Source organism: Mycolicibacterium smegmatis (assembly GCF_001457595.1).
GTDB classification, from domain to species: Bacteria; Actinomycetota; Actinomycetes; order Mycobacteriales; family Mycobacteriaceae; genus Mycobacterium; species Mycobacterium smegmatis.
On sequence record NZ_LN831039.1, the window covers coordinates 2,117,126 to 2,140,295 of the forward strand.

The 23,170-nt window shown below is 64.7% G+C and carries 22 protein-coding genes; 15 read left to right on the plus strand and 7 right to left on the minus strand.

The features are described from left to right. Window positions 1-16 precede the first annotated feature (16 nt). The 3 genes from AT701_RS10040 to AT701_RS35670 all read right to left on the minus strand — a co-directional run bounded on the left by AT701_RS10040 (window position 17) and on the right by AT701_RS35670 (window position 2,180). Complete coding sequence (locus AT701_RS10040; protein WP_058125751.1) at window positions 17-760, minus strand: SDR family NAD(P)-dependent oxidoreductase; 744 nt, start codon at window positions 758-760, stop codon at window positions 17-19. 114 nt (window positions 761-874) lie between these two features. Continuing rightward, on the minus strand, window positions 875-1,726 hold the full coding sequence (locus tag AT701_RS10045; protein ID WP_058125752.1) for a helix-turn-helix transcriptional regulator: 852 nt from the start codon (window positions 1,724-1,726) through the stop codon (window positions 875-877). Then, window positions 1,716-2,180: an Rrf2 family transcriptional regulator gene (locus AT701_RS35670; RefSeq protein WP_058125753.1), complete on the minus strand. Its 465-nt coding sequence runs from the start codon at window positions 2,178-2,180 to the stop codon at window positions 1,716-1,718. Before AT701_RS35670 ends, AT701_RS10045 begins: the two co-directional genes overlap by 11 nt. A gap of 340 nt (window positions 2,181-2,520) precedes the next feature. Here AT701_RS35670 and AT701_RS10055 point away from each other — a divergent pair, with 340 nt between their 5' ends. The 3 genes from AT701_RS10055 to AT701_RS10065 all read left to right on the plus strand — a co-directional run bounded on the left by AT701_RS10055 (window position 2,521) and on the right by AT701_RS10065 (window position 4,856). Beyond that, window positions 2,521-3,426 (plus strand): LLM class F420-dependent oxidoreductase, encoded by a 906-nt coding sequence (locus AT701_RS10055; RefSeq protein ID WP_058125754.1) that lies wholly within the window; start codon window positions 2,521-2,523, stop codon window positions 3,424-3,426. A gap of 96 nt (window positions 3,427-3,522) precedes the next feature. Further along, window positions 3,523-4,269: an SDR family NAD(P)-dependent oxidoreductase gene (locus AT701_RS10060; RefSeq protein WP_058125755.1), complete on the plus strand. Its 747-nt coding sequence runs from the start codon at window positions 3,523-3,525 to the stop codon at window positions 4,267-4,269. 275 nt (window positions 4,270-4,544) lie between these two features. Beyond that, entirely contained in the window at window positions 4,545-4,856 is a 312-nt protein-coding gene (locus AT701_RS10065) for a hypothetical protein (RefSeq protein ID WP_157892532.1), read from the plus strand. Here AT701_RS10065 and AT701_RS10070 read toward each other — a convergent pair. Further along, window positions 4,818-6,137, minus strand: a complete 1,320-nt coding sequence (locus tag AT701_RS10070) for an IS256 family transposase (RefSeq protein ID WP_058125757.1) — start codon at window positions 6,135-6,137, stop codon at window positions 4,818-4,820. The two genes, AT701_RS10065 and AT701_RS10070, sit on opposite strands and share 39 nt — an antisense overlap. Window positions 6,138-6,568: 431 nt before the next feature. Here AT701_RS10070 and AT701_RS10075 point away from each other — a divergent pair, with 431 nt between their 5' ends. Together AT701_RS10075 and AT701_RS10080 are read left to right on the plus strand one after the other, a co-directional pair. Next, the gene (locus tag AT701_RS10075) at window positions 6,569-6,931 is read left to right on the plus strand and encodes a VOC family protein (protein WP_058125758.1); all 363 of its coding nucleotides are present in this window, start codon (window positions 6,569-6,571) and stop codon (window positions 6,929-6,931) included. A gap of 305 nt (window positions 6,932-7,236) precedes the next feature. Next, complete coding sequence (locus tag AT701_RS10080; protein WP_162267865.1) at window positions 7,237-8,277, plus strand: zinc-dependent alcohol dehydrogenase family protein; 1,041 nt, start codon at window positions 7,237-7,239, stop codon at window positions 8,275-8,277. Window positions 8,278-8,633: 356 nt separating this feature from the next. On the opposite strand, the gene mimR is transcribed toward AT701_RS10080, so the two are convergent. Beyond that, entirely contained in the window at window positions 8,634-10,385 is a 1,752-nt protein-coding gene (gene mimR / locus AT701_RS10085) for a transcriptional regulator MimR (protein WP_011728053.1), read from the minus strand. A 215-nt stretch (window positions 10,386-10,600) separates the two neighbouring features. Between mimR and AT701_RS10090 the strand changes: the two genes are divergently transcribed. The 9 genes from AT701_RS10090 to AT701_RS10130 all read left to right on the plus strand — a co-directional run bounded on the left by AT701_RS10090 (window position 10,601) and on the right by AT701_RS10130 (window position 19,727). Continuing rightward, entirely contained in the window at window positions 10,601-12,229 is a 1,629-nt protein-coding gene (locus AT701_RS10090; RefSeq protein WP_003893346.1) for a ferritin family protein, read from the plus strand. A gap of 91 nt (window positions 12,230-12,320) precedes the next feature. Then, complete coding sequence (locus AT701_RS10095) at window positions 12,321-13,367, plus strand: 2Fe-2S iron-sulfur cluster-binding protein (protein ID WP_058125760.1); 1,047 nt, start codon at window positions 12,321-12,323, stop codon at window positions 13,365-13,367. Window positions 13,368-13,390: 23 nt separating this feature from the next. Beyond that, window positions 13,391-14,497, plus strand: a complete 1,107-nt coding sequence (locus AT701_RS10100) for an aromatic/alkene monooxygenase hydroxylase subunit beta (protein WP_014877261.1) — start codon at window positions 13,391-13,393, stop codon at window positions 14,495-14,497. After that, the gene (gene mimD, locus AT701_RS10105; RefSeq protein WP_003893349.1) at window positions 14,494-14,838 is read left to right on the plus strand and encodes a propane 2-monooxygenase effector subunit MimD; all 345 of its coding nucleotides are present in this window, start codon (window positions 14,494-14,496) and stop codon (window positions 14,836-14,838) included. The genes AT701_RS10100 and mimD overlap by 4 nt, the downstream gene beginning before the upstream one ends. Before the next feature lie 36 nt (window positions 14,839-14,874). Beyond that, window positions 14,875-15,918 carry an amidohydrolase family protein gene (locus AT701_RS10110; protein WP_058125761.1) on the plus strand — a complete coding sequence of 348 codons (1,044 nt, stop codon included), beginning with the start codon at window positions 14,875-14,877 and terminating at the stop codon, window positions 15,916-15,918. Continuing rightward, entirely contained in the window at window positions 15,915-16,658 is a 744-nt protein-coding gene (locus tag AT701_RS10115; RefSeq protein WP_003893351.1) for a metal-sulfur cluster assembly factor, read from the plus strand. Before AT701_RS10110 ends, AT701_RS10115 begins: the two co-directional genes overlap by 4 nt. Further along, window positions 16,658-17,683, plus strand: a complete 1,026-nt coding sequence (locus AT701_RS10120) for an NAD(P)-dependent alcohol dehydrogenase (protein ID WP_011728056.1) — start codon at window positions 16,658-16,660, stop codon at window positions 17,681-17,683. The genes AT701_RS10115 and AT701_RS10120 overlap by 1 nt, the downstream gene beginning before the upstream one ends. A 27-nt stretch (window positions 17,684-17,710) precedes the next feature. Then, window positions 17,711-19,360: a chaperonin GroEL gene (gene groL, locus AT701_RS10125; RefSeq protein WP_003893353.1), complete on the plus strand. Its 1,650-nt coding sequence runs from the start codon at window positions 17,711-17,713 to the stop codon at window positions 19,358-19,360. Between the two features lie 31 nt (window positions 19,361-19,391). Further along, window positions 19,392-19,727, plus strand: a complete 336-nt coding sequence (locus AT701_RS10130) for a putative quinol monooxygenase (RefSeq protein ID WP_003893354.1) — start codon at window positions 19,392-19,394, stop codon at window positions 19,725-19,727. A 6-nt stretch (window positions 19,728-19,733) separates the two neighbouring features. On the opposite strand, the gene AT701_RS10135 is transcribed toward AT701_RS10130, so the two are convergent. Continuing rightward, the gene (locus AT701_RS10135; protein ID WP_058125762.1) at window positions 19,734-20,909 is read right to left on the minus strand and encodes an FAD-binding domain; all 1,176 of its coding nucleotides are present in this window, start codon (window positions 20,907-20,909) and stop codon (window positions 19,734-19,736) included. After that, window positions 20,906-21,394, minus strand: coding sequence for a nitroreductase family deazaflavin-dependent oxidoreductase (locus tag AT701_RS10140; RefSeq protein WP_058125763.1), 489 nt, complete (start codon window positions 21,392-21,394; stop codon window positions 20,906-20,908). The genes AT701_RS10135 and AT701_RS10140 overlap by 4 nt, the downstream gene beginning before the upstream one ends. A 220-nt stretch (window positions 21,395-21,614) precedes the next feature. On the opposite strand from AT701_RS10140, the gene AT701_RS10145 reads away from it, so the two are divergent. After that, window positions 21,615-23,162 carry an acyl--CoA ligase family protein gene (locus tag AT701_RS10145; protein ID WP_058125764.1) on the plus strand — a complete coding sequence of 516 codons (1,548 nt, stop codon included), beginning with the start codon at window positions 21,615-21,617 and terminating at the stop codon, window positions 23,160-23,162. The last annotated feature ends 8 nt before the right edge of the window (window positions 23,163-23,170 follow it).

The window sequence follows — 23,170 nt, forward strand, 5'->3', positions numbered from 1 at the left end:
TGGGGCTCTTCTCCGGTTAGATGGTGAAGCCGCCGGCGACTTCGATGTTCTGGGCGTTGATCCACCGGTTGTCATCAGCCAGCAGGCTGGCGATGGTGTCGGCGACGTCGTCGGGTTCACCGACACGTCCGAGGGCGGTCTGACCGGCGAGCAGGGTTTCGAACTCGTCGTTGAGGCCGCCGCCGAGTTCGGTGCGGATGGCGCCCGGGGATATGGAATTGGCTCTGATCCGGCGGTCGCCGAATTCCTTGGCCATGTAGCGGGTGAGGACTTCCAGTCCACCCTTGAAGGAGGCGTACGGGGCGACCCCAGCGGTGGCGACCCGGGTGGTCGCGCTGGTCAGGTTCACGATGTGCCCACCGTCCGCCATCAAAGGCAGCAGTGCCTGGGTGAGGAAGAACGGTCCTTTGAGGTGCACGTTGAACAGCCCGTCGAATTGGGCTTCGGTCACGGTGGCGATGGGGTTGTAGAGGCCGTAGCCGGCGTTGTTGACCAGGTAGTCGAAATTTGTTTGGCCCCAACGCTCGTCCAGTGCGGCACCGACGGTTGTGGCGAATGCCGGGAATGACGCGGTGTTGGCGACGTCGAGTTCGAGCGCGACCGCCGTGGCGCCGGCGGTGGTCATGCGGTCGACGACACCGGCGGCGGAGTCGGGATTGCTGTTGTAGGTCAGGATGACGCCCATGCCGCGGCGGGCGCAGGCCAGTGCGGTGGCGGCGCCGATGCCTCGGCTACCTCCCGTGACGATGGCGATGGTCATCGATGTCTGCCTCTCTCGAAGTGGTGGTGACATCGAGTGAACCGGCCTAGCCACGCCGGGGGAAGGGCACGTCTTCCTGGGTGCGCTGCACCCAGGAACGCACCGCCGACGCGTTTAGAGACGTTCGCGGTGGCGGGTGGCCTCCAGTGTCCCCAGAAGTGCCAGGGCGTCGGCGCTGGGCGATTCGGGTGCTGCCGTGGCCACCGTGAGCTGCTGGCCAGGCGAGCTACGGACATCGAAGGTCTGGTAGCTCAGCGTCAGCATCCCGACCTCGGGATGGCGGATGGTCTTGCGCGTCGCGGTGAGGCCGGCGACGGCGTGGTCGTCCCACAATCCTCGGAAGCCTGCGCTGCCTCGGCGCAGGCGGGTGATCAGGTCGGTGACTTCGGGGTGGGTCGGGGTGAAGCCTTCGGCCAAGCGCAGCGCGCTGACCGACGCCTTGGATACCTCGTCCCAATTGACGTAGAACTCGCGCGCGGCAGGATCGAGGAACAGCGCGGCAAGCACATTGGGGTCCCGCTGCTGCAGGGGCGTGATCAGGGCGGTGGCTGCCGGGTTGGCGATCAGCACGCGAAACGCCGGATTGGTCACGTAGGCCGCCGCGTGAGGGAACGCCTCCATCGTCTGCAGCAGTTCCGGACTCACCGCGTCACCGCTGCGCGCCGCGGTCGGGGAAAGCTTGGCTAGGCGGAAGGCGTGCTCCCGCGCGTCGGGGGCTAGCCGCAGGGCGTGACAGATCGCATCGACGACCTGAGCCGACGGGCTGCGTTCGCGGCCCTGCTCCAGCCGCGCGTAATAGTCCGCGCTCACACCGGACAACACGGCAACTTCCTCGCGCCGCAGACCGACCACGCGCCTACCCGCAACTGATGGCAGGCCCACGTCGTGGGTGCTGATCCGTGACCGCTGCGCGCGCAGGAAGTCGCCGAACGGATTCTCAGATGCCGGTGCGTCGTCACGGGCCACGAAGGGCCTCCACGGGATTGCCGGCCTCGAACTCGGCCATGGTGTCACGTAGGACGTCGGCGATGGACGTCGTGGCCAGCGACTTGCGCAGCGCAGCGGTGGCGCGTGCATACACCCGAGACAGCACGGGTTGAATGCCGTATCCCACATAGCATTCCGCGTCCGGGGGTGAAGCGTGCATGCCGAAGACCTCACCGTCGCCGACGGCGTTGTAGACGTCGAGCAGCGTGATCTTCGACGCAGCGCGGGTCAACGCCCAGCCGCCGTTGCGGCTGGACTCGACCAGGCCAGCGACCCGCAGGTCGCTCAAGCACCGGCGGATGACCACCGGGTTGGTGTTCACGCTGGTCGCGATGCGCTGCGAGGTACCGACCTCCTTGTCGGTGCCGCGACGATCGAAGGCAATCCACGTCAACACGTGCACCGCCAGACTCATCTTGCTGTTCGCACTCATGCTGCACCCCTCCCGACCTTCGCCCGTGATGCCGACGACGTCGACTTGACTGTAACTAACCCTGTTACGTATGTTACCTGTAACAGGACCTGTTACAAACACCATGCTGGTCGATCAGAGATGCGTCTCGGCACCAACCGACGGGTGAGAGGGCAAAGCATGTTTAAGGCAATCACTTTCGACACCTTGGCAGGATCCGAATTGCTGCGGGTTCAGCCGTGCAGCCCCCGGTATAGCCGGCCCCACGAGGTGCGACTCGACATCGAATACATCGGTGTGAACAGGCCCGGCATGCACTTTCGCTCCGGCATCTACCCAATCGAACAATGGAATTGACATCGTGAAACTCGGACTGTTCGGCATTAACGTCGGCGCAGGGACAACGCCACAACGAGCCCACTCGACCGCCGTCCTGGCAGAGGAGCTGGGACTGGAGTCGCTATGGGCGCTCGATCACGTCGTGATGCCCTCGGGATACGAAACCAAGTACCCTTACCACGAATCCGGCAAGATGATGGGCGGCGCCGAAGAGGTCGACATCGCCGACCCCCTGACCTGGCTCACCTTCGCTGCCGCGGTGACCGACCGGATCAAGCTCGGCACTGGCGTCATCATTCTGCCGCAACGCAACCCGGTGGTATTGGCCAAGCAGGCGGCCTCACTCGACGTGCTCAGCGGCGGTCGCCTGCTGCTTGGGGTTGGGGTGGGGTGGCTGGCTGAAGAGTTCGCCGCTGTGGGCGTGCCGTGGGCCGACCGCGGCCGCCGACACGACGACTACATCGAGGCGATGCGCGCGCTGTGGCGTGACACCAAGGCCAGCGTGCACAACACCTACACCGATTTCGACAACGCGATCAGCCTGCCCCAACCCGCCGGCGGCGCCGTACCGATCGTCATCGGCGGCCGCTCGAACCGATCCGCGCGCCGGGCAGCCGCGATCGGGGACGGCTACTTCCCCAGCATCACCGAGCCCGACCAACTGAGCCCACTGCTAGACATCATGAACTCCGAAGCCCAACGGTTGCATCGCGATCCCACTGACATCGAGGTGACCGTGCCCTACCCCGGCGACCCTGCCGAACTCACCGCCGCCGCCCACGGTGACACTGCCGCGCTCGAACGCATTACGGCACTGCTGCAGGGATTCGCCGACAGCGGGGTGTCGCGAACACTGCTGGCCGGCGTGGCCGACGAGGCACTCCCGCCCTTGCTCAAGCACCTGGGCGACCGCGTCGATCTGAGCTGATTGACCTGACGCCGCTGCTCACCCCGCAGCAACGCCCATATCCACGAGACCCAGCAACGACCCCACCGCCATCCCTACACACCAAGGAGAACACCCATGGGACAGCTCGACGGCAAAGTAGCATTGATCACCGGTGGAAGCGCCGGCATCGGTTTGGCGACCGCACGCAGCTTCGCCTCCGAAGGCGCCCAGGTCTATCTGACCGGACGCCGTAAGGAGGTCGTCGACGCCGCCGTCGCCGACATCAAGGCTGACACTGGCGTCCAGGTCACCGGCATCGTCGGCGACGTGTCCGACATGGCGTCGCTGGACGCGTTGTATAAGACCATCACCGATCGCAGCGGCCGCCTCGACGTGCTGGTCGCCAACGCCGGCAGCGGCCGCCCCATCGGCCTGGCCGATATCACCGAAGAGCACTACGACACCACCTTCGACGACAACGTCAAGGGCCTAGTGTTTACCGTGCAGAAGGCGTTGCCGCTGCTGCCCGACGGGGCCTCAGTGGTGCTGATGTCGTCGATCTCTGGCATCGACGGCCAGCCAGGCATGAGCGTGTACGCCGCCACCAAGGCAGCGATCCGCAACTTCGCCCGCTCCTGGGCGATCGAACTTGCGCCGCGCAACATCCGCGTCTCGGCGCTGTGCCCCGGGCCGGTGAACACCCCCGGCATGAGCAACGTCCTGGAAGAACTCGGCGACGACGGCGCCAGCACCATCACCACACCAATGGGACGACTGGGCGAGGCCAGTGAGATCGCAGCCGGCGCAGTGTTCCTCGCCTCGGAACAATCGTCCTTCCTCACCGGCTCGGACCTGATCATCGACGGTGGCGCAGCCGTCTAGAGCCCTGGGCACTGTCACCAAACTGCACGAGACAAACTCGATGGGAATTCATGACTCTCTCCGGCAGTCCCCTCCAACACGGAGCTGGTTGCTGCGATGGCGCACCGACGTGAGCAGACCGGCACCAACTGGGCTGGTAAACGGCGCGCCGGGATCAGTCAGGAAACGACGCCTCCTGCGGATTGCGGTGGGGGAGTCGCGGCGGGATCCGCTTTCTTCGCAGGCTGCGCACCACCAGGCGGACGGGAACGGTGGCAGCGCCGCAGGCGGAGTACGTGGACTCGATCGACATCAATGACCAGCTGTTCGCGCTGCCGAAGACGCGACTCGTACTCTGCACGCGTACACCAGCAGCGGCACCGTTGTTCTTCTGGACGGGCTCCGACGTGCTGACGTCTCGACGTCCGCTGAGTGACCGAGGATCCGACAGTGTCGAGGTCGGATTCGATGATACGACGCTGACTCTGAAGGCGGTGACGCTGCAGATGTATCACCGAGGAAAGCAGATCAGTGTGGAGGAATTGTCAATACCTGTGGATCGGGGTGTTTCAGGCGACCTCCGTTCCGGCGTGCTGACCGCCGTCTGAGGGCGATGTTGGCGGGGTGATGTCGGTGGGTCGTTCGAGCAGTCTGCCTTTATGGAAGACCGCGCCGGCGCGGACCAGGGCGACCAGGTGTGGGGCGTTGACGGCACGCCAGCGGGCCGCGGCGGCGTCGATGAGCTTGTAGGCCATCGCTAGTCCGGCCGCTCGTGATCCGGGCCCCTTGGTGACCTTGGTCCTCAAACGCACTGTGGCAAAGGTGGATTCGATCGGATTCGTCGTTCGCAGATGAATCCAATGTTCGGCCGGATACTTGTAGAATTCCAGCAGCACATCGAGGTCGTCGGTGATCTTAGCGACCGCCTTGGGATACTTCGCGCCGAAGTCGGCCTCGAAGGCCTTGACCGCGATCTGGGCCTTGTCGATATCCTCGGCGTTGTAGATCTCCTTGATCGCCGCCAGCGCCGACGGGTGCGCTGATTTCGGCAGTGCAGCAAGAACATTGGCCTGCTTATGAAACCAGCACCGCTGCTCTTTGGTGGCCGGGAAAACCTCGCGGACTGCTTTCCAGAACCCGAGCGCGCCATCGCCGATCGCGAGTACGGGGGCGGTCATGCCGCGGCGCTTGCAGTCGCGCAACAGATCGGCCCACGACTCGGCCGACTCGCGGTAGCCGTCGGTGATCGCCACGAGCTCCTTGCGGCCATCAGCACGCACGCCCAGCATCACCAGCAGACAGAGCTTTTCCTGGTCCAGCCGCACCTTGAGGTGAATGCCGTCGACCCACAGATACACGCAATCAGTGGCCGAGAGGTCGCGGGCCCCAAACGCGCGGGCCTCGTCTTGCCACTGCGCCGTGAGCCGGGTGATCGTGCTGGCCGACAGCCCAGCGCCGGAGCCGAGGAACTGCTCGAGGGCAGGGGTGAAATCGTTGCTCGACAGGCCGTGCAGGTACAGCAGCGGCAGTACCTCGCTCATCTGCGGCGACTTGCGCGCCCAGGCCGGCAGGATCGCCGAGGAGAACCGCTTGCGTTCACCGGTGTCGGGGTCGACACGGCGGTCGTTGACCCGCGGCGCTTTCACCTGCACCGCGCCGGCGGCGGTCAGCACCTCCCGGGGCTGGTGATAGCCGTTTCGCACCACCAACCGGTGACCGTTCTCGTCGAGTTGATCGGCGAACTGCGCCACGTAGGCGGCGACCTCGGCCTGCAACGCCGCGGCCAGCATCTGCCGGGCCCCGTCGCGGACGATCTCATCCAACAACGACCGACCAGCACCGCTGGCCTTGTCGTTGGCGTCCTCGGTGTCGTGAACTACGGTGAGCATGGGCGTACCTTCCCAACCAGCGCGCCAACGCCGGTCTTGATCGAATACCTGATTCCGTGAAGATCATCCCCGGGAAGGTGCGCCCATCTTCACGCCCCCACACCGAGGCTCATCCACAGGTATTGATCATTGCTCATCAGTGTGCAGTGGCCCGACGTGTCGAGCACGACTGGTTTCGCATCGCTGACCTCACCCGGCCCGCATCGCTACGTCATCGCCGCCGATGTGCCAGCGTCTGGTGTGAAGGCGCGACTGTCATTGCGGATCGAATTCCATTGCTGAAAAACGGCATTGGAGAGCCTCGCGACCGCTGCAGTCCCGCGAGACCTCGGCGCCTGCGGCAGCAGCCCGCACGCAGGAGCCCGTCACGTCGATGACGTCGACCGCAGCCGCGGCCGGCTCGACATCACAACCCGAACGGAGAACGACCAATGCCCGACCAATCACCCCTCACGATCTCGATGGTGACCATCGACTGCACCGACCCCGAGCAGCTGGCGGCGTGGTGGGCCGGCGCCATCGGCGGTGAGATGACTGTCGCAGCGCCCGACGAGTTCGTCGTGGTGACCTCGTCGCAGGGCCTGCGGCTGGGGTTCCAGAAGGTCCCTAACCCGACACCGGGCAAGAACCGGATGCATCTGGATCTGCACTCCCACGACAGGGAGCGCGACGCCGCCCGGCTCGTCGCCGCCGGTGCCACCGAAGTGGGCGGGCACGCTGCCGGCGCAGACTTCGCGTGGGTGGTCTTGGCCGATCCGGCCGGCAATGTGTTCTGCGTTGCCGGTAGTTCGTAGGCGGTCCGCACTGGGAAGTAGGAGCGCCGACATCGTCCCCGTACAGGGCGCCGCCGAGCTTTCCAGGCGAATTCCTCTCTGCTGCAGCGACTCCCGGCGGATCTGTGCTTTCAGGTCAGCGACATGCCCGGTCAACGGCGTCCGCAGTGGCTTACGGGGGACCCTTTCTGGCCGTCCGCTTGACTGTAACCAACTTCGTTACATATAGTCAGTGTGTAACAGGAATAGTTACAAACGCTGCGTCGGGACAGCCCGGTCCAGCGACGCGAGCACCGACTTGATTGGAACCAAAGATCATGAATCCATTGACGATTGAAGACCCCCGCGCCGTTGATGCGACGTCGGGGATGCGCCGGGTGCAGTTCACCCGACTGGGCGGACCCGAGGTGTTGGAGATGGTGCCGTTGCAGCTGTCCGCGCTGCAGCCCGGCCACGTGCGGGTAGAGATCCGCACCATCGGACTGAACCGCTTCGAGGCGCTGTTCCGCCGCGATCACTACGTGATCGCACCCACGTTGCCGGCGACGCTGGGCGTCGAAGCAGCGGGCAGCATCATCGAGACAGCGCCAGACGTCGAGGATTTCCAGATCGGGGACCGGGTAGCGATCCTGCCGATCCAGTCACCGACGGTGGGCACCGGCACCTACGCCACGCACGCCGACGTTCCGGTCGAAGCCCTCGTCCACATCGCCGATGGCCGGTCCGACGAGGAGGAAGCCGCGACGTGGATGGCTAGCCTGCAGGCCTACACCTTGGCCACGAAGGTGGAGATCGCCCCGGGTGACACCGTGATCGTGACCGCTGGGACGTCCTCAGTCGGCACCGCGCTGATCCAAATCGCCCATGACCTCGGCGCTACCGTGATCGCGACGACACGCACCATGGCGCGCAAGCCCGAACTCATCGCGCTGGGTGCTGATCATGCGATCGCAACCGACGACGAAGACCTCGCCGCTGTAGTCGCCGCGCTCACCAACGGGCGCGGCGCCAAGGTCGTCTACGACACTGTAGGCGGGCCCCTGCTGGCTGCGCTGATCGACGCGACTGCGCAATTCGGCCACGTGCTGTGCTACGGCGCTCAAACTTCACCCGACATCCGTGCTGCCCGAGTCGACGTGCCACTGGTGTCGCTGGACCGCAAATCCGTGTCGTTCGTCGACCTCTTCGAACTTGTCGAGTTCCCCGATCGCCTCGCGGCCGCCAAGACTTACATCGGTGACGTCCGCGACCGCGGAGCGCTGACGATCGGCATCGACCGCGTGCTGGCGTTCGATGACGTCCAAGAAGCCCATCGCATCCTCGAATCAGGCCGTCTGGCAGGTAAATTGCTGCTCCGTGTGACCTAGATTGGCTGCGGTGAGCGCAGCATCTCGGAGCACCCTCTTTAGGCGCCTCAGCCATGCGGGATGTCCTGCCCATCACGAGTGAGGGCCTTGTCGGCAGGTGGAATCTTTGCCACCAGTTGTGAACGGATTTGTGAACGAGACAGTGCGGAACACGCGTGATGCCTGGGGACGCGGCGCAACAATCCAGACCGCAACTGATTGCTGACCTGCATAGACAGGGCGTAGCGGTAGACGCAAGACCGCAACCGGCCGGCTCATAACCCAGAGGTCGCAGGTTCGAATCCTGTCCCCGCTACTAGGTGGAACGGCCCCCGGAGGATACTCCGGGGGCCGTTCTCATTTCGGTGTTCTGGTGCTCAGGCGATGCCGAAGTCTTTGATCTTGCGGTAGATCGTGGCTCGCGACATGCCCAGAGCGGCTGCGGCGTCGGCCTTGTTGCCGTCGTTCTCCAACAGGCTGCGCACGATCGCGTCGCGCTCCATGGCCTCCAGGGGTGTGAGTTTGCGGCGGGTGACCGACCGGCATTCCGCGGGTAGCTTGTCCACGCCGATCACCCCCGACCGTTGGCGGCGCACGGTCTCGGTCAGCACATGGCGCAGCTGGGCTATGTTGCCGGGCCACGGCAGTTTGGCCAACTGCCGCATGGCTTCACCATCCATGCGGGCTTCGCCACGGCTCAATTCGTTGAGGATCATCGGAACCAGCTCTTGGAGGTCCTCTATTCGGTGACGCAGGGCAGGCACGGTGACCGTGTGGGTGAAGAACGGCAACATGAGCAGGTCCACCAGCTGCGAGTCACGTTCGGTGCTGGTGGTCGCGGCGATCCAGCCGCGGCCCGCGCGGGTCTGCATGATGGCCGCCATCGGGTTCAGTACCTCGTCGGGCAGTTCGTCGACGTCGGAGACGATCACCGCGAAGTCGGCGGAGTCGGTTTCGGATTCGAAGGCGGCGACGAAGCTCTCGGGCGTGTCGAAGTTGTCGATGTGCAGCACGGGTATCGACCGTTCGGGGGTGACGAAATGCACTACCGAATACCCCAAATATGTTCTGCCAGAGCCTCGTTCGCCCTCGATGACCACCCATTCCCGGTCGCGGTAGCAGCGTTCCACCTGCTGGGCGCTACGGCGGAACGAACTGCTCTGGCCGGCAAGGCGGGGGATGTGTTGAGAGCTGCGCACCGGAATGCTCTCGGCCACATGGACAGAGACGTGGAAGACGACGCTGTCGCTGCGGACGCCCACGATGATGCGTTCGGCGGCCGAGATCTTCACCGACGCACCGCTGGGGAGATGGGCCACCGTTGTCGAGGTGAACGACGATCGGGTCAGTTCCGCGGCGTGATCCAGCAGCACCGTCTGATCGGCGGCGTCGAGCGCCTGGCGGAGGTAGCGGTTCATCAGCACGACGTCCCCGCCGATCGCCAGCACCCCGCCCGGATAGCGGCGACTCTGCTTCAGATATGCGTCGAGGAGCGCGGTTTCGGTCTCGTTGTTCATGGTGCGAAGGCGGTCCTCGATCTGGCTGCCCGCGCTCTTGGCGAGAACGAACAGCAGCGGGTCGGCCTGCCGCGCCCGGCAGGTCAGATCGATGACGCCGAGGATCCGGCGGGTGACGGGTTCGCGGATGGGAGAACCGGCGCAGGCCAGCCCGCCCAGCGTTCCGACGTAGTGCTCGCTGCCTCGGATGAAGGCCGGCCGGCCGGTCTCCAGCGCCGTGCCGATGCCGTTGGTGCCCGCGAACTCCTCGGCGTAGCTGTACCCACGCGCCAGGCGCACATCGTCGAGCACCCGCTCGAACTCGGTGTCGGCCGCGACACGGTCCAGCACCAAGCCGTCCGCGGAGGTCAGCACCACGCTCACCGACTGATCGGAGAGATCCTCGGCCATCCGTCGCAGCACGGGGGCGGCCGCGTGCATCAGCGGCGTGTCGGTGTCGGGGTCGCGCACATAGGGCAGTTCGACGCGATCAGGGTGGACGTGCAGTTCGCGTGATCGTTGCCAGGAGTTGAGCACGCTCGAAGCAACGGCATCCGGTTGCAGGGCGCCGGTGGAGAGGAACTGCTCCCGGGCGCGCTGGGCGTCCGTGGGCGTGTCGGCATGTCTGACCATGGTGGCCTCGGTCTTTTTGGGCGGTACCTGCAGCCTAGGGGCGCCCAGGGCTCGCAGCGTCTCAATTTGAGAATCGCGACCCCGGATCCCGAAGAAACTCCTTTCGATGTGACGCCAGTCTCATAGTGAGACGCATGTGGGGCGCATCACACAGTTACATCAGTGGCGCATCGTCCCCGAATCCGGCGGATGGCCCAACTATCAGGAGGCTCACGTTGAGCAGACAAAGCCTGACCAAGGCGCATGCCAAGATAAGCGAACTCACGTGGGAGCCGACGTTCGCCACCCCGGCGACCCGATTCGGCACCGACTACACGTTCGAGAAGGCGCCGAAGAAGGATCCGCTCAAGCAGATCATGCGCTCGTACTTCTCCATGGAGGAGGAGAAGGACAACCGCGTCTACGGCGCGATGGACGGCGCCATCCGCGGCAACATGTTCCGCCAGGTCCAGCAGCGCTGGCTGGAGTGGCAGAAGCTGTTCTTGTCGATCATCCCGTTCCCCGAGATCTCGGCGGCCCGCGCGATGCCGATGGCCATCGACGCCGTGCCGAACCCGGAGATCCACAACGGGTTGGCGGTCCAGATGATCGACGAGGTCCGGCACTCGACGATCCAGATGAACCTCAAGAAGCTCTACATGAACAACTACATCGACCCGTCCGGCTTCGACATGACAGAGAAGGCGTTCGCGAACAATTACGCGGGCACCATCGGACGCCAGTTCGGCGAGGGTTTCATCACCGGTGACGCGATCACCGCCGCCAACATCTATCTCACGGTGGTGGCCGAGACCGCCTTCACCAACACGCTTTTCGTGGCGATGCCCGATGAGGCTGCCGCGAACGGCGATTACCTGCTGCCGACGGTTTTCCACTCGGTGCAGTCCGACGAGTCGCGCCACATCTCCAACGGTTACTCGATCCTGCTGATGGCGCTCGCCGACGAACGCAACCGGCCACTGCTCGAACGCGACCTGCGCTACGCCTGGTGGAACAACCACTGCGTCGTCGACGCCGCGATCGGAACGTTCATCGAGTACGGCACCAAGGACCGTCGCAAGGACCGGGAGAGCTACGCCGAGATGTGGCGCCGCTGGATCTATGACGACTACTACCGCAGTTACCTTCTGCCGCTGGAGAAGTACGGCCTGACAATTCCGCACGACCTGGTCGAGGAGGCGTGGAAGCGCATCGTCGAGAAGGGCTACGTGCACGAGGTGGCTCGATTCTTCGCCACCGGTTGGCCGGTGAACTACTGGCGCATCGACACCATGACCGACACCGACTTCGAGTGGTTCGAGCACAAATACCCCGGCTGGTACTCCAAGTTCGGCAAGTGGTGGGAGAACTACAACCGGCTCGCCTATCCCGGACGGAACAAGCCCATCGCGTTCGAGGAGGTCGGGTACCAGTACCCGCACCGGTGCTGGACCTGCATGGTGCCCGCGTTGATCCGCGAAGACATGATCGTCGAGAAGGTCGACGGCCAGTGGAGGACGTACTGCTCCGAGACCTGCTACTGGACCGACGCCGTCGCGTTCCGGGGTGAGTACGAGGGCAGGGAAACCCCGAACATGGGACGGCTCACCGGGTTCCGAGAATGGGAGACCCTGCACCACGGCAAGGATCTCGCCGACATCGTGACCGATCTCGGATACGTCCGCGACGACGGGAAAACCCTCGTCGGGCAACCGCACCTGAATCTGGATCCGCAGAAGATGTGGACCCTCGATGACGTGCGCGGTAACACGTTCAACAGCCCCAACGTGCTGCTGAACCAGATGACCGACGACGAGCGCGACGCGCACGTCGCGGCGTACCGCGCCGGCGGGGTCCCGGCCTGAGAACCGACGGTGGGCGGCACCTTCTCCTCCCCACCCCGGTGCCGCCCACCGTGGTCATCCACTACCCGAATCGCAGTCAGGAGGCACCGCCATGGCGGATTCGCACAAGATCAACTTCGACCCCGTGGACATCGAGATGGAGGTCCGCGAGGACGAGAACATTCTCGACGCTGCCTTCCGTCAGGGCATCCACCTGATGCACGGCTGCCGGGAGGGTCGCTGCTCAGCGTGCAAGTCCTACGTGCTCGACGGTGAGATCCAGATGGAGAGCTACTCCACCTTCGCGTGTAACGACGCCGAGGTGGACGAGGGTTATGTCCTGCTGTGCCGGTCGCATGCGTTCAGCGACTGCACCATCGAGCTTCTCAATTTCGACGAGGACGAACTTCTCGGCGGCATACCGATCCAGGACGTGCGCACCCAGGTGCAGGCGGTCGAACCCAAGACCCGTGACATCGTGTCGCTGCGGCTCAAGCCGATCGAGCCGGGCAAGTTCGACTTCAAGCCCGGGCAATACGCCGACCTCCACATCCCCGGCACCGACGAGCATCGGTCGTTTTCCATGGCGACCACCCAGTCACGCAGCGACGAGGTCGAGTTCCTCATCAAGAAGTATCCCGGCGGCAAGTTCTCGGCCCTGCTCGACGGCCGCATCCAGGTCGGCGACGAGATCGCGCTCACGGGACCCTACGGCTCGTTCACCCTCAAGGACGGACACGTGTTGCCCGTCGTGTGCATAGGCGGCGGTGCGGGCATGGCGCCCATCCTGTCGCTGCTGCGGCACATGAACGAAACCGAGAACAGCCGTCCGGCAAGGTTCTACTACGGCGCACGCACCCCGGCTGACCTGTTCTATCTCGACGAGATCCTCGAACTGGGCAAGGGAATCAAAGACTTCCGGTTCATCGCCTGTCTCTCGGAGTCCGCGGACGGAGAGGTCCCCGGCCGGGTCACGGTGGAGGAGGGCATGGTGACCGACGTCGTCGCCCGGCACGAAACCGCGATCGCCAAGACCGAGGTGTACCTGTGCGGGCCGCCACCGATGGTCGACGCCGCGTTGATGTTCCTCGACGCCAATTGCGTGCCCAAAGACCAGGTGTTCTACGACAGCTTCACCAGCCCCATCTTCGACCAGTAGCAGCCCACCAGAAAGGAACTTCGATGTCAGCCCCTGAGAAGCCAAGAGAACGAAGCTTTCCCAAGATCGAGTTCACCGACTCCGAAGCCGGAGCCAAGGAGTTTCCGAGTTCCAAGAGTCGCAGTTACTCGTACTTCACGCCGGCCAAGTTGCGCGCGACGATGTACGAGGACGTCACCGTCGACGTACAGCCCGATCCGGACCGGCACCTGACCCAGGGCTGGATCTACGGCTTCGGAAACGGGCCGGGCGGATATCCGAAAGACTGGACCACGGCCAAGTCCTCGGACTGGCATGCCTTCCGCGACCCCAACGAGGAGTGGAACCAGACCATCTACCGCAACAACGCCGCGGTGGTGCGTCAGGTCGAACTGTGCCTGAAGAACGCCAAACGTGCGCGCGTCTATGACGGCTGGAACTCGACCTGGTTGACGTTCATCGAACGCAATGTCGGAGCGTGGATGCACGCCGAGAACGGCCTGGCGCTGCACGTGTTCACGTCCATCCAGCGGTCCGGACCGACCAACATGATCAACACCGCGGTCGCGGTGAACGCCGCGCACAAGATGCGGTTCGCCCAGGACCTCGCACTGTTCAACCTCGACCTGGCCGAGGCCACCGAAGCCTTCGACGGCAGCGCCCACCGGGCCGTGTGGCAGGAGGCGCGGGAATGGCAGGCCACCCGTAAGGTGGTGGAAGAGCTGACGGCGGTGGGGGATTGGTGCCAGCTGCTGTTCGCCACGAACATCGTGTTCGAGCAGCTGGTCGGTTCGCTGTTCCGCACAGAACTGATCATGCAGATCGCCGCCCGCAACGGCGACTACATCACGCCGACGATCGTGGGCACCGGCGAACACGACTACGACCGCGACCTCAACTACACCCGCAACCTGTTCCGGCTGCTGACCCGTGACCCCGAGCACGGCGAGGCGAACAAGGCACTGTTCACCGAGTGGCTGGGGATCTGGGTGCCACGTTGCCTCGACGCCGCGCTTGCGCTGCAGCCGATCTGGTCGGCACCGGCCGACAAGGCCGTCACCTTCGCCTCCAGCCTGGACGCTGCGAAGGCGAAGTTCACAGCACTGCTGGAAGAGATCGATCTGGACATCCCCGAGGAGTTGAACAAATGAGCAGCATGCAGTTCGGCGCGGCCACAGAGTTCTCCAACAAATGCGGCGTGACGCTGATGAACACCCCGATCGGGCGCGTCGTCGCCGAGGTGATGGGCGCCAAGGAAGGTGTCGAACTCACCGAGTACCCGTCGATGATCCGCGTCGACGGCGTCAAACTGCTGAGCTTCGACTACGACGAGCTCACCGAGGCCCTCGGCGAGGAGTTCGACGGTTCGATCTTCGAGGAGATCAGCTCCACCCACTACGGACGCATGGTGCATCTCGACGACAAGACGATGCTGTTCGCCAGCCCCGAGGATGCCGCCGAGTACATCGGCTTCGACCTCACCGCGAAGTAGATCGATCCAAAGAACCCATAGCGCAAGGAGATTGCAATGTACGAAAAAGACGGCCAACAGTACTTCATCGTCGACTCGCACGTTCACCTGTGGGACGGCCGGGCCTCGAACCTGAAGAACGTGCACGGCAAACAGTTCATCGACTGCTTCTACGACTACCACAAGAATCTCAGCCCGGAAGAAGCGTTGTGGGATTACGACACCTACACCTACTACGGCGGCGACCGGTTGATGAAGGACCTGTTCACCGACGGCTACGTCGACCACGCGATCTTCCAGGCCACCTTGCTCAGCGACTTCTACGTCACCGGGTTCGGCCAGACCGAGGAGGCGTTCGCGCTCACACAACGCCATCCCGGCAAGCTCACCTACAACCACGCCTACGACCCCCGTTACGGCGAGGCCGGCCTGGAACAACTGCGCCGCGATGCGGATCGGATGGGTCTGCAGGGCGTCAAGCTCTACACCGCCGAATGGCATGGTGACTCGCGCGGCTACAAGCTCGACGAGCCGTGGTCGCGGCGATATCTCGAAGAGGCCATCAAGCTGGGTATCAAGAACGTCCACGTCCACAAAGGCCCCACCATCCGGCCGTTGGACCGTGACGCGTTCGACGTGGCCGACATCGACAAAGTGGCCACCGACTACCTGGAGCTCAACTTCGTCGTCGAACATGTCGGGTTACCTCGGTTGGAGGACTTCTGCTGGATCGCCACCCAGGAGTCCAACGTCTACGGCGGTCTGGCCGTGGCCATCCCGTTCATCCACACCCGGCCGCGCTACTTCGCCCAGATCATCGGCGAACTTCTGTACTGGATCGGTGAGGACAAGATCCTGTTCGCCAGCGACTACGCGCTGTGGACGCCGAAGTGGCTGATCGAGAAGTTCGTCGACTTCCAGATCCCCGAGGACATGCTGGGTGAGTACACTCAGATCACCGCCGAGCAGAAGCGAAAAGTTCTCGGCCTCAACGCCGCATCGCTGTACGACATCGACGTTCCCGCCGAACTGCGGCTGCCTACACCGGGGCAGGACACGGTGGAGGTGGCCGCCGGTGCCAAGGAGAGCGTGTCGATATGAGTACCGCAGTGATCTCCCTAGAGACGGAGATCCTCGAGGCGCTGGCGACGGTGACCGATCCCGAACTCGACGAACCGATCACCGAACTCGGATTCGTGCGCTCGGTGTTCGTCGACGATGACGGGATCACCGTCCATCTGCGGTTGCCGACGGCGTTCTGTTCCCCGAACTTCGCCTATCTGATGGCTTCTGATGCCCTGGATGCGCTACGCGAACTCGACGACATAGGGGAAGTGCGGGTGTTGCTGGACGACCATCACGACAGTGACAAGATCAATGCGGGCCTGGCCGCCGACGCCGGTTATGTCGGCACGTTCGGTGTGGAAGCCGAGAAGAGCCTCGACGCGCTGCGGGAGGTGTTCTGGCGCAAGGCACACGCGGCGGCGATGGAACGGGCGATCACCTTACTGCTGCGCCAGACACCGATGGACGCCGAGCAGATCGGGCATCTGCTGCTGCGTGACCTGCCCGAGGGCAAGGCGAAAGCAGCGCTGCTGCGGCGTCGCTTCACTATCGGTCTGAGCAACTGCCCCAACAGCAAGGTACTCGTCGATGACGAGGGAAAACCTGTTGCACCCGAGGCGGTTCCCATGCGGCTGCGTTTCGCCCGCTCGGTACGGATCTCGATGGAAGGCAACTCGCATTTCTGCCGGGGCCTGTTGGCCACACGGTATTCCGACGACGAACCCGCGGGCGCACTGCCCGTCGTGACCGACACCAGAACCCGAAGGAGCAGGTGATGAGAGCTGTGCAGGTGGTGGGCTACCACCAGAACCTGGAATTGGCCGACGTGGAGAAGCCCACGCCGACAGGTCCGTTCGATGTCGTGGTGAAGATCGGCGGCGCCGGCGTGTGCCGGACCGATCTGCACATCCTCGAAGGTCAGTGGGCCGAGAAGTCACAGGTGCAACTGCCGTACACGATTGGCCATGAAAATGCCGGTTGGGTCGAATCTGTCGGGTCCGCGGTCACCAATGTCACAGAAGGCGACAAGGTGATCGTCCATCCGCTGATCACGTGCGGGTTGTGCCGAGCCTGCCGATCCGGGGACGACGTCCACTGCGAGTCGAACGCGTTTCCCGGGATCGACACCAACGGCGGGTACGCGGAGTATCTCAAGACCTCCGCACGCAGCGTGGTCAAGATCGACGACGCACTGGAGCCGGCCGATGTCGCGGCCCTGGCCGACGCGGGTCTGACGGCGTATCACGCCGCCGCCAAGGCCGCTCGCAGGCTGACACCCCGAGACCGGGTCGTCGTCATCGGCGCAGGAGGTCTGGGCCACATCGGGATTCAGGTGCTCAAAGCGCTGTCACCGGCCGAACTCATCGTCGTCGACCGCAACCCCGAGGCGCTCAAGCTCGCCGAGGCGATCGGCGCCGACCACTGCGTGATCGCCGACGGCAACCAGATCGAGCAGGTGCGCGACCTCACCGGCGGACACGGCGCCGAGACCGTGGTCGACTTCGTCGGTGAAGGAGGCGCGACCAGCGAGGGGATCGCCATGTTGCGCAGGGCCGGTGACTACCACGTGGTGGGCTACGGCGAGAACATCGATGTGCCCACGATCGACGTGATCTCCACCGAGATCAACTTCATCGGCAACCTCGTCGGTTCCTACAACGACCTGTGCGACCTGATGGCACTGGCCGCCCGGGGAGCGGTCAACCTGCACACACAGAAGTACGCCCTCGACGACTTCCAGTCCGCCATCACCGATCTGGACAACGGCAACGTCCGCGGGCGCGCGATCCTCGTCCCCTGACACCGCCCGCTCGAAAGGACTCCGACCATGGCCAAAGAACTGCGGTTCAACTCCGATGCACGTGCTCGTCTCGAACAAGGTGTCAACGCCCTCGCCGACGCGGTAAAGGTCACCCTCGGCCCGAAGGGGCGCAACGCCATCCTGGAGAAACTGACCGGTCCACCCACCATCACCAACGACGGTGTGACCATCGCCAGGGAGATCCAACTGCGTGATCCCTTCGCCAACATGGGTGCCCAGTTGGTCAAGGAGGTGGCGATGAAGACCAACGGCGTGGTCGGTGACGGCACCACCACCGCCACCGTGTTGGCGCAGGCGATGGTTCGCGAGGGCTTGGCGGCCGTCGAGGCCGGCGCCAACCCGATGCGCGTGCGTCGCGGCATCGAACGCACCGTGCCGGTGGTCGTCGAATCGCTGCGCAGCCACAGCGTGGAGGTCGGCAGCAGCAGCGACCTGCGTCGTATCGCCGCGCTCGCGGCCAGTGACGATGAAGCGATCGGCGACGTCATCGCGGCCGCCGTCGAGCACGTCGGCAAGACCGGCGTGGTCACGACCGAGGAGAGCGACACCCTGGGCATGGCGGTCGACGTCGTCGACGGCATCGAGTTCGACCACGGATACACATCCGGCTACATGGTGACCGACCCCGAGCGCATGGAGGCGGTGCTCGACAATCCGCTGATCTTGTTGACCAACAAGAAGATCAGTCAGGTGCAGGAGATCATGCCCACCCTCGAGGTGGCCAAGCGCGCCGACCGCCCGCTCGTGGTGATCGCCGAGGATGTCGACGGGCCGGCACTGCAACTGCTGGTCGGCGGAAACATGCACAAGACCATGCAATCCGTGGTTGTGCGTGCGCCCGGCTTCGGACACCGCCGGGTCGCCGAACTCGAGGACCTGGCCGTCGCGCTCGGCGGGCACGTCATCGCGAAGGACACCGGCATCGACCTGGGCGAGGTGGCCCGCGAGCATCTGGGATCGTGCGACCGTCTCACCGCCACCGAAAGCGACACCACCATCGTCGGTCCGCGCGGGCATCAGAACCTTGTCGACGCCCGTGTCGCGCAACTGGAGGTTCAGCGCGAGCGGGCCAGGATCGACGCCGATCGGGACATCCTCGACCTGAGGATTGCCCGGCTCACGGGACGAGTGGCAGTGATCCGCGTCGGCGGTGCGACCAGCGTCGAACTAAAGGAACGCATGCTCCGGGTCGAGGACGCCCTCGCGGCAACCAGGGCGGCGCTGGAAGCCGGCATCGTCTCGGGTGGCGGTACCGCACTCGCGCAGGCGCACCGGGTCCTCGACGCTGTCGAGCTCGTCGGCGACGAGGCGATCGGCCGCGACGTGGTTCGTCGTGCATTGTCAGAGCCGTTGCGCTGGATCGCCTTCAACGCCGGCTTCGAAGGAGGCGATGTCGTCGATGTTGTCGCCGATCTACCGCTCGGACATGGCTTCAATGCACTCACCGGCGAGTACGGCGACATGTTCGAGGAAGGAATCATCGACCCGTTCAAGGTGACCCGCGCCGCGCTGGAGAGTGCCGCCTCGATCGCCGCGCTGCTGATCACCACCGAGACCGCGGTGGTGGAGGAGATCCTCGGTCAACCGGGCGCCATCATGGCGCCCGGCTTCGGCGATCTCGCCGAAGGCATGGTCCGCCCGTCCAACATCTACTGAACGTCCTTACAGCAACAGGTTTGGAGTGATCGTGATATTCATCGTCGTCAAGTTCCAGGTGGACGAGGCCTACCGCGACAAATGGCCCGCGCTGACCAAGGCGTTCACCGACGCCACACGGGCCGAGGAAGGCAACCTGTGGTTCGAATGGTCGCGCAGCCTGGATGATCCGAACGAATACGTTCTGGTGGAGGCGTTCCGGGACTCGGAGGCCGGCGCTGTGCACGTCAACTCCGAACATTTCCACGAGGGCCTCGCTGCCATGCGGCCGGCCCTGACCGCGACCCCGCGGATTCTCCACACCGAGATCGAAGGCGAGGACTGGGCGGCGATGGGCGAACTGGAGATCGCCGACGCCTCGCGCTGAACGCGCCTACAACCGATACTCGGGCAGCGCGAAGTCATCAGAGAAGGTGCGCGCCAACAGGCGGTCGGTCCACGGCACGGCGTTCACGACGCGCATGCAGAGGTCACGGAACGCGATGCCCAGGTTCGTTTTCGGGATGAACACCGCGAGGTATCTGCGTGCGGCCTCCTGTTTGGCCGCGATGAGCGGTCGCAAGGCAGTCTCATAGGCGCTGAACGCATCTCGGTGATCGCGGTGAGCGGCCAGCTCACCGGCGAGAACATAGGCCTCGGCCATGGCCAGCCCCGTGCCTTCACCGCCGAGCAGCGATATACACGCCGCGGCATCACCGACAAGCACCGTGCGGCCGCGAGACCAGCGGTCCATACGGATCTGGCTGACCACGTCGAGGTACAGATCGTCGACGTCGTCCAGTGCGTCGGTGATGCGTTCACATTCCCACCCGAGGTCGCTGAACTCACGTTTCAGCAGGGCTATTCGCTCGTCGTGGGACCCGGGAACAGTGGCATCGTCCGATCGCAGGATGAACAGGAACAATGTCCGGTCGCCGCGCAGGGCCACTCGGCCCACGGAATGTCCCGGTGCGCTGAACGTCATGTACACCAGGTCGTCACGAGGGCGGTATCCGTCGACGACGGCAGCCGCGACCAGGCAGCCCAGATAATGCTCGGGGTCCGGTGCGCGGCCGAACGCGAGCTGGCGCACGTGGGAATGCAGACCGTCCGCGCCGACCACCAGATCGAACTCGCGCTGCGTCCCGCCGGCAAGACCGACGGCAACCCCGTCCTCGTGCTCGGTGATCGAGGCGATGCTGTCGCCGAACACCGTTTCCACCTTGCCGTCGATGGTGGAGTAGATGGTTGCGGCGAGGTCGCCGCGCGGCAGGCTGGTGAACTTGTCGTGGGTGACGCGACGAATTCCGGCGGTGTCGAGGTTCGCGCGGATCCGGCCGTCCGGGGTGACCGAACGGATGGCCGTGATGTCGTATCCCTGCTCGCAGAGCGCCGGTTCGATACCCATGCGGCACGCGACCTCGTAGCCCAGGCCCCAGAAGTCGACGACGTATCCGCCCGTGCGCAGGCGCGGGGCCGCTTCGATCAACGTAGGTTCGTGGCCCGCACGCATCAACCAGTAGGCGAGCGTGGGTCCGGCGATACCGGCACCGCTGATGGCGATTCTCATCCCGGTGTCCGAGGAACGAAGCGGATGAACGGTATCTGCTCGCCGGCCGCCCGGAAGTCCTCGAGCGACCCGTCGACGGAGAATCCCATCAGCCGGGGGAGCAGGTGACGGGCGAGGAATCGGTGGCGCACAGCGTAGCGGGCGAAGATGTCGGCGCCTTCGGCCTGGTCCAACGGCAGGGCCGTGACGGCGATGGTGCGTCGTCCCACCTGGATCGTGACCCGGGGCTCGGCGAGCACGTTGCGGTACCAGGCTGCCTTCGGACCCCACCCGGAGGCGACCGTGTACGCCCCGGTCTGTGGGTCGTGCTCGACCACCTCGAGGACCACTTCTCGGTTCTTGCCGGACACCCGGCCGATGTGGTGCAGCAGCAGGAGCCGGTTACCGAACATCCAGCCAAGGTTGGCCCGGAACATCGAGATGGGCGCCCGGAACAGCAACTTGCTCAGCCCCGACGGCGGGTGGACCCTCTTGGTGATCTTCACGTCTTGATGTCCTTTCGCGACGACGACAGTTCCGAGCCTAGTGAAAGAGCCACAAGAACGACACCCAGTATGTGAGATGTCGCCAGGATCGTGAAATCGCTTGTAGCAACGAAAAAGTCATGTGTCCGCGTGAGCAGACGGGGGTGTTCGCGGTTGCGGCTGTATGCGGACATTGCGCCATCGCGGCCGCGCCGACCACAGGCAGGGGTACGGTCCAAGAATGGCTGTCTTCACCTTCGCCGAGCTCACTCCGACCAGCCTCCTGCAGCGATCTGCCCAGGCGTTTCCCGATCGTCTCGCCATTGTCGACGGTGAGCTGAGATTGACCTACACGCAGTTCGCGGAGAGGTGCGGCCGCGTCACCTCGGCGCTGGCGGCCGCGGGTGTGCAACCCGGGGATCGGGTGGCCGCTCTGTGCACCAACAGCCACGTCATGCTGGAACTGCACCAGGCGGTGCCGGCCCGCGGGGCGGTGCTGGTGCCGCTGAACACGCGGCTGGCGTTCGAGGAGATGCAGTACATCATCGGCCACCCCGGCGCTCGTATCCTGATCGCCACCCGTGAGTTCGCCGACCGTGCGCGAGAGTTGGCTGACGACGCCGGGATCGACGTGGTGATCGAAGGTGACGGGTACGAGGAGTGGCTGCCGGACGTGGCGTCACCCGAGGATCGCGTCGCGGTCGGAGAACGGGATCTGCTCGCCATCAACTACACGTCGGGGACCACGGGCAGGCCCAAAGGCGTGATGTACCACCATCGCGGCGCCTACCTGCAGGCTGTTGCGATGGCCTACCACACGCGTCTCGATCCCTCGACCGGCTATCTGTGGACCTTGCCGATGTTCCATTGCAACGGTTGGTGTTTCACCTGGGCTGTCGGCGCTGCCGGGGGCACCCACATATGTCTGCGCAAGATCGACTCGGCCGAGATCTGGCGATGGCTGCGTGGCGGCGGTATCACCCATTTCAGCGCCGCGCCAACGGTGTTGACGATGATCGCCGAGGATCCTTCGGCGCAACCACTGCCCGCGCGAGTGCACGTCGACACTGGCGGTGCGCCGCCCTCGCCGGCGCTGCTCGCGCGCCTTACGCCGCTGGGGTTCGACGTCACGCATCTCTACGGGCTCACCGAGACGTACGGACCGGTCGCGGTGAACGTGTGGCAACCGGAGTGGGACGAACTGCCGGACGACGAGCAGGCGAGGCTGCGGGCCCGGCAGGGCGTGGGCAACATCATCGCCAACCCGCTGCGGGTCGTGGACCTCGGCGGTGATGACGTGCCGCGGGACGGCACGACCATCGGGGAGATCGCGGCGCGCGGCAACGACGTCATGCTCGGTTACTACAACGACGACGCCGCCACCAGCGCCGCCACCCGTGACGGGTACTTCCTGACCGGTGACCTGGCCGCCATGCATCCCGACGGGTATGTCGAAATTCGGGACCGGGCAAAGGATGTCATCATCTCCGGCGGGGAGAACATCGCGTCGATCGAGATCGAAAAGGTCATCGACAGCCACCCCGAGGTGGTGGAATCGGCGGTTGTCGGTGTGGCGGACGAGAAGTGGGGCGAGGTGCCGGTCGCGTTCATCACGCGGCGCGACGGGTCCGACGTGACATTCGACCAGCTCACCACGTTCCTGCGGGAACATCTCGCCGGTTTCAAGGTGCCGCGCACCATGGTGTTCGACCATCTGCCGAAGACCTCGACGGGCAAGATTCAGAAGAACGTGCTGCGTGCCCGCGCCGAGCAGGACAAGGCGAACTGAGCGCCGCC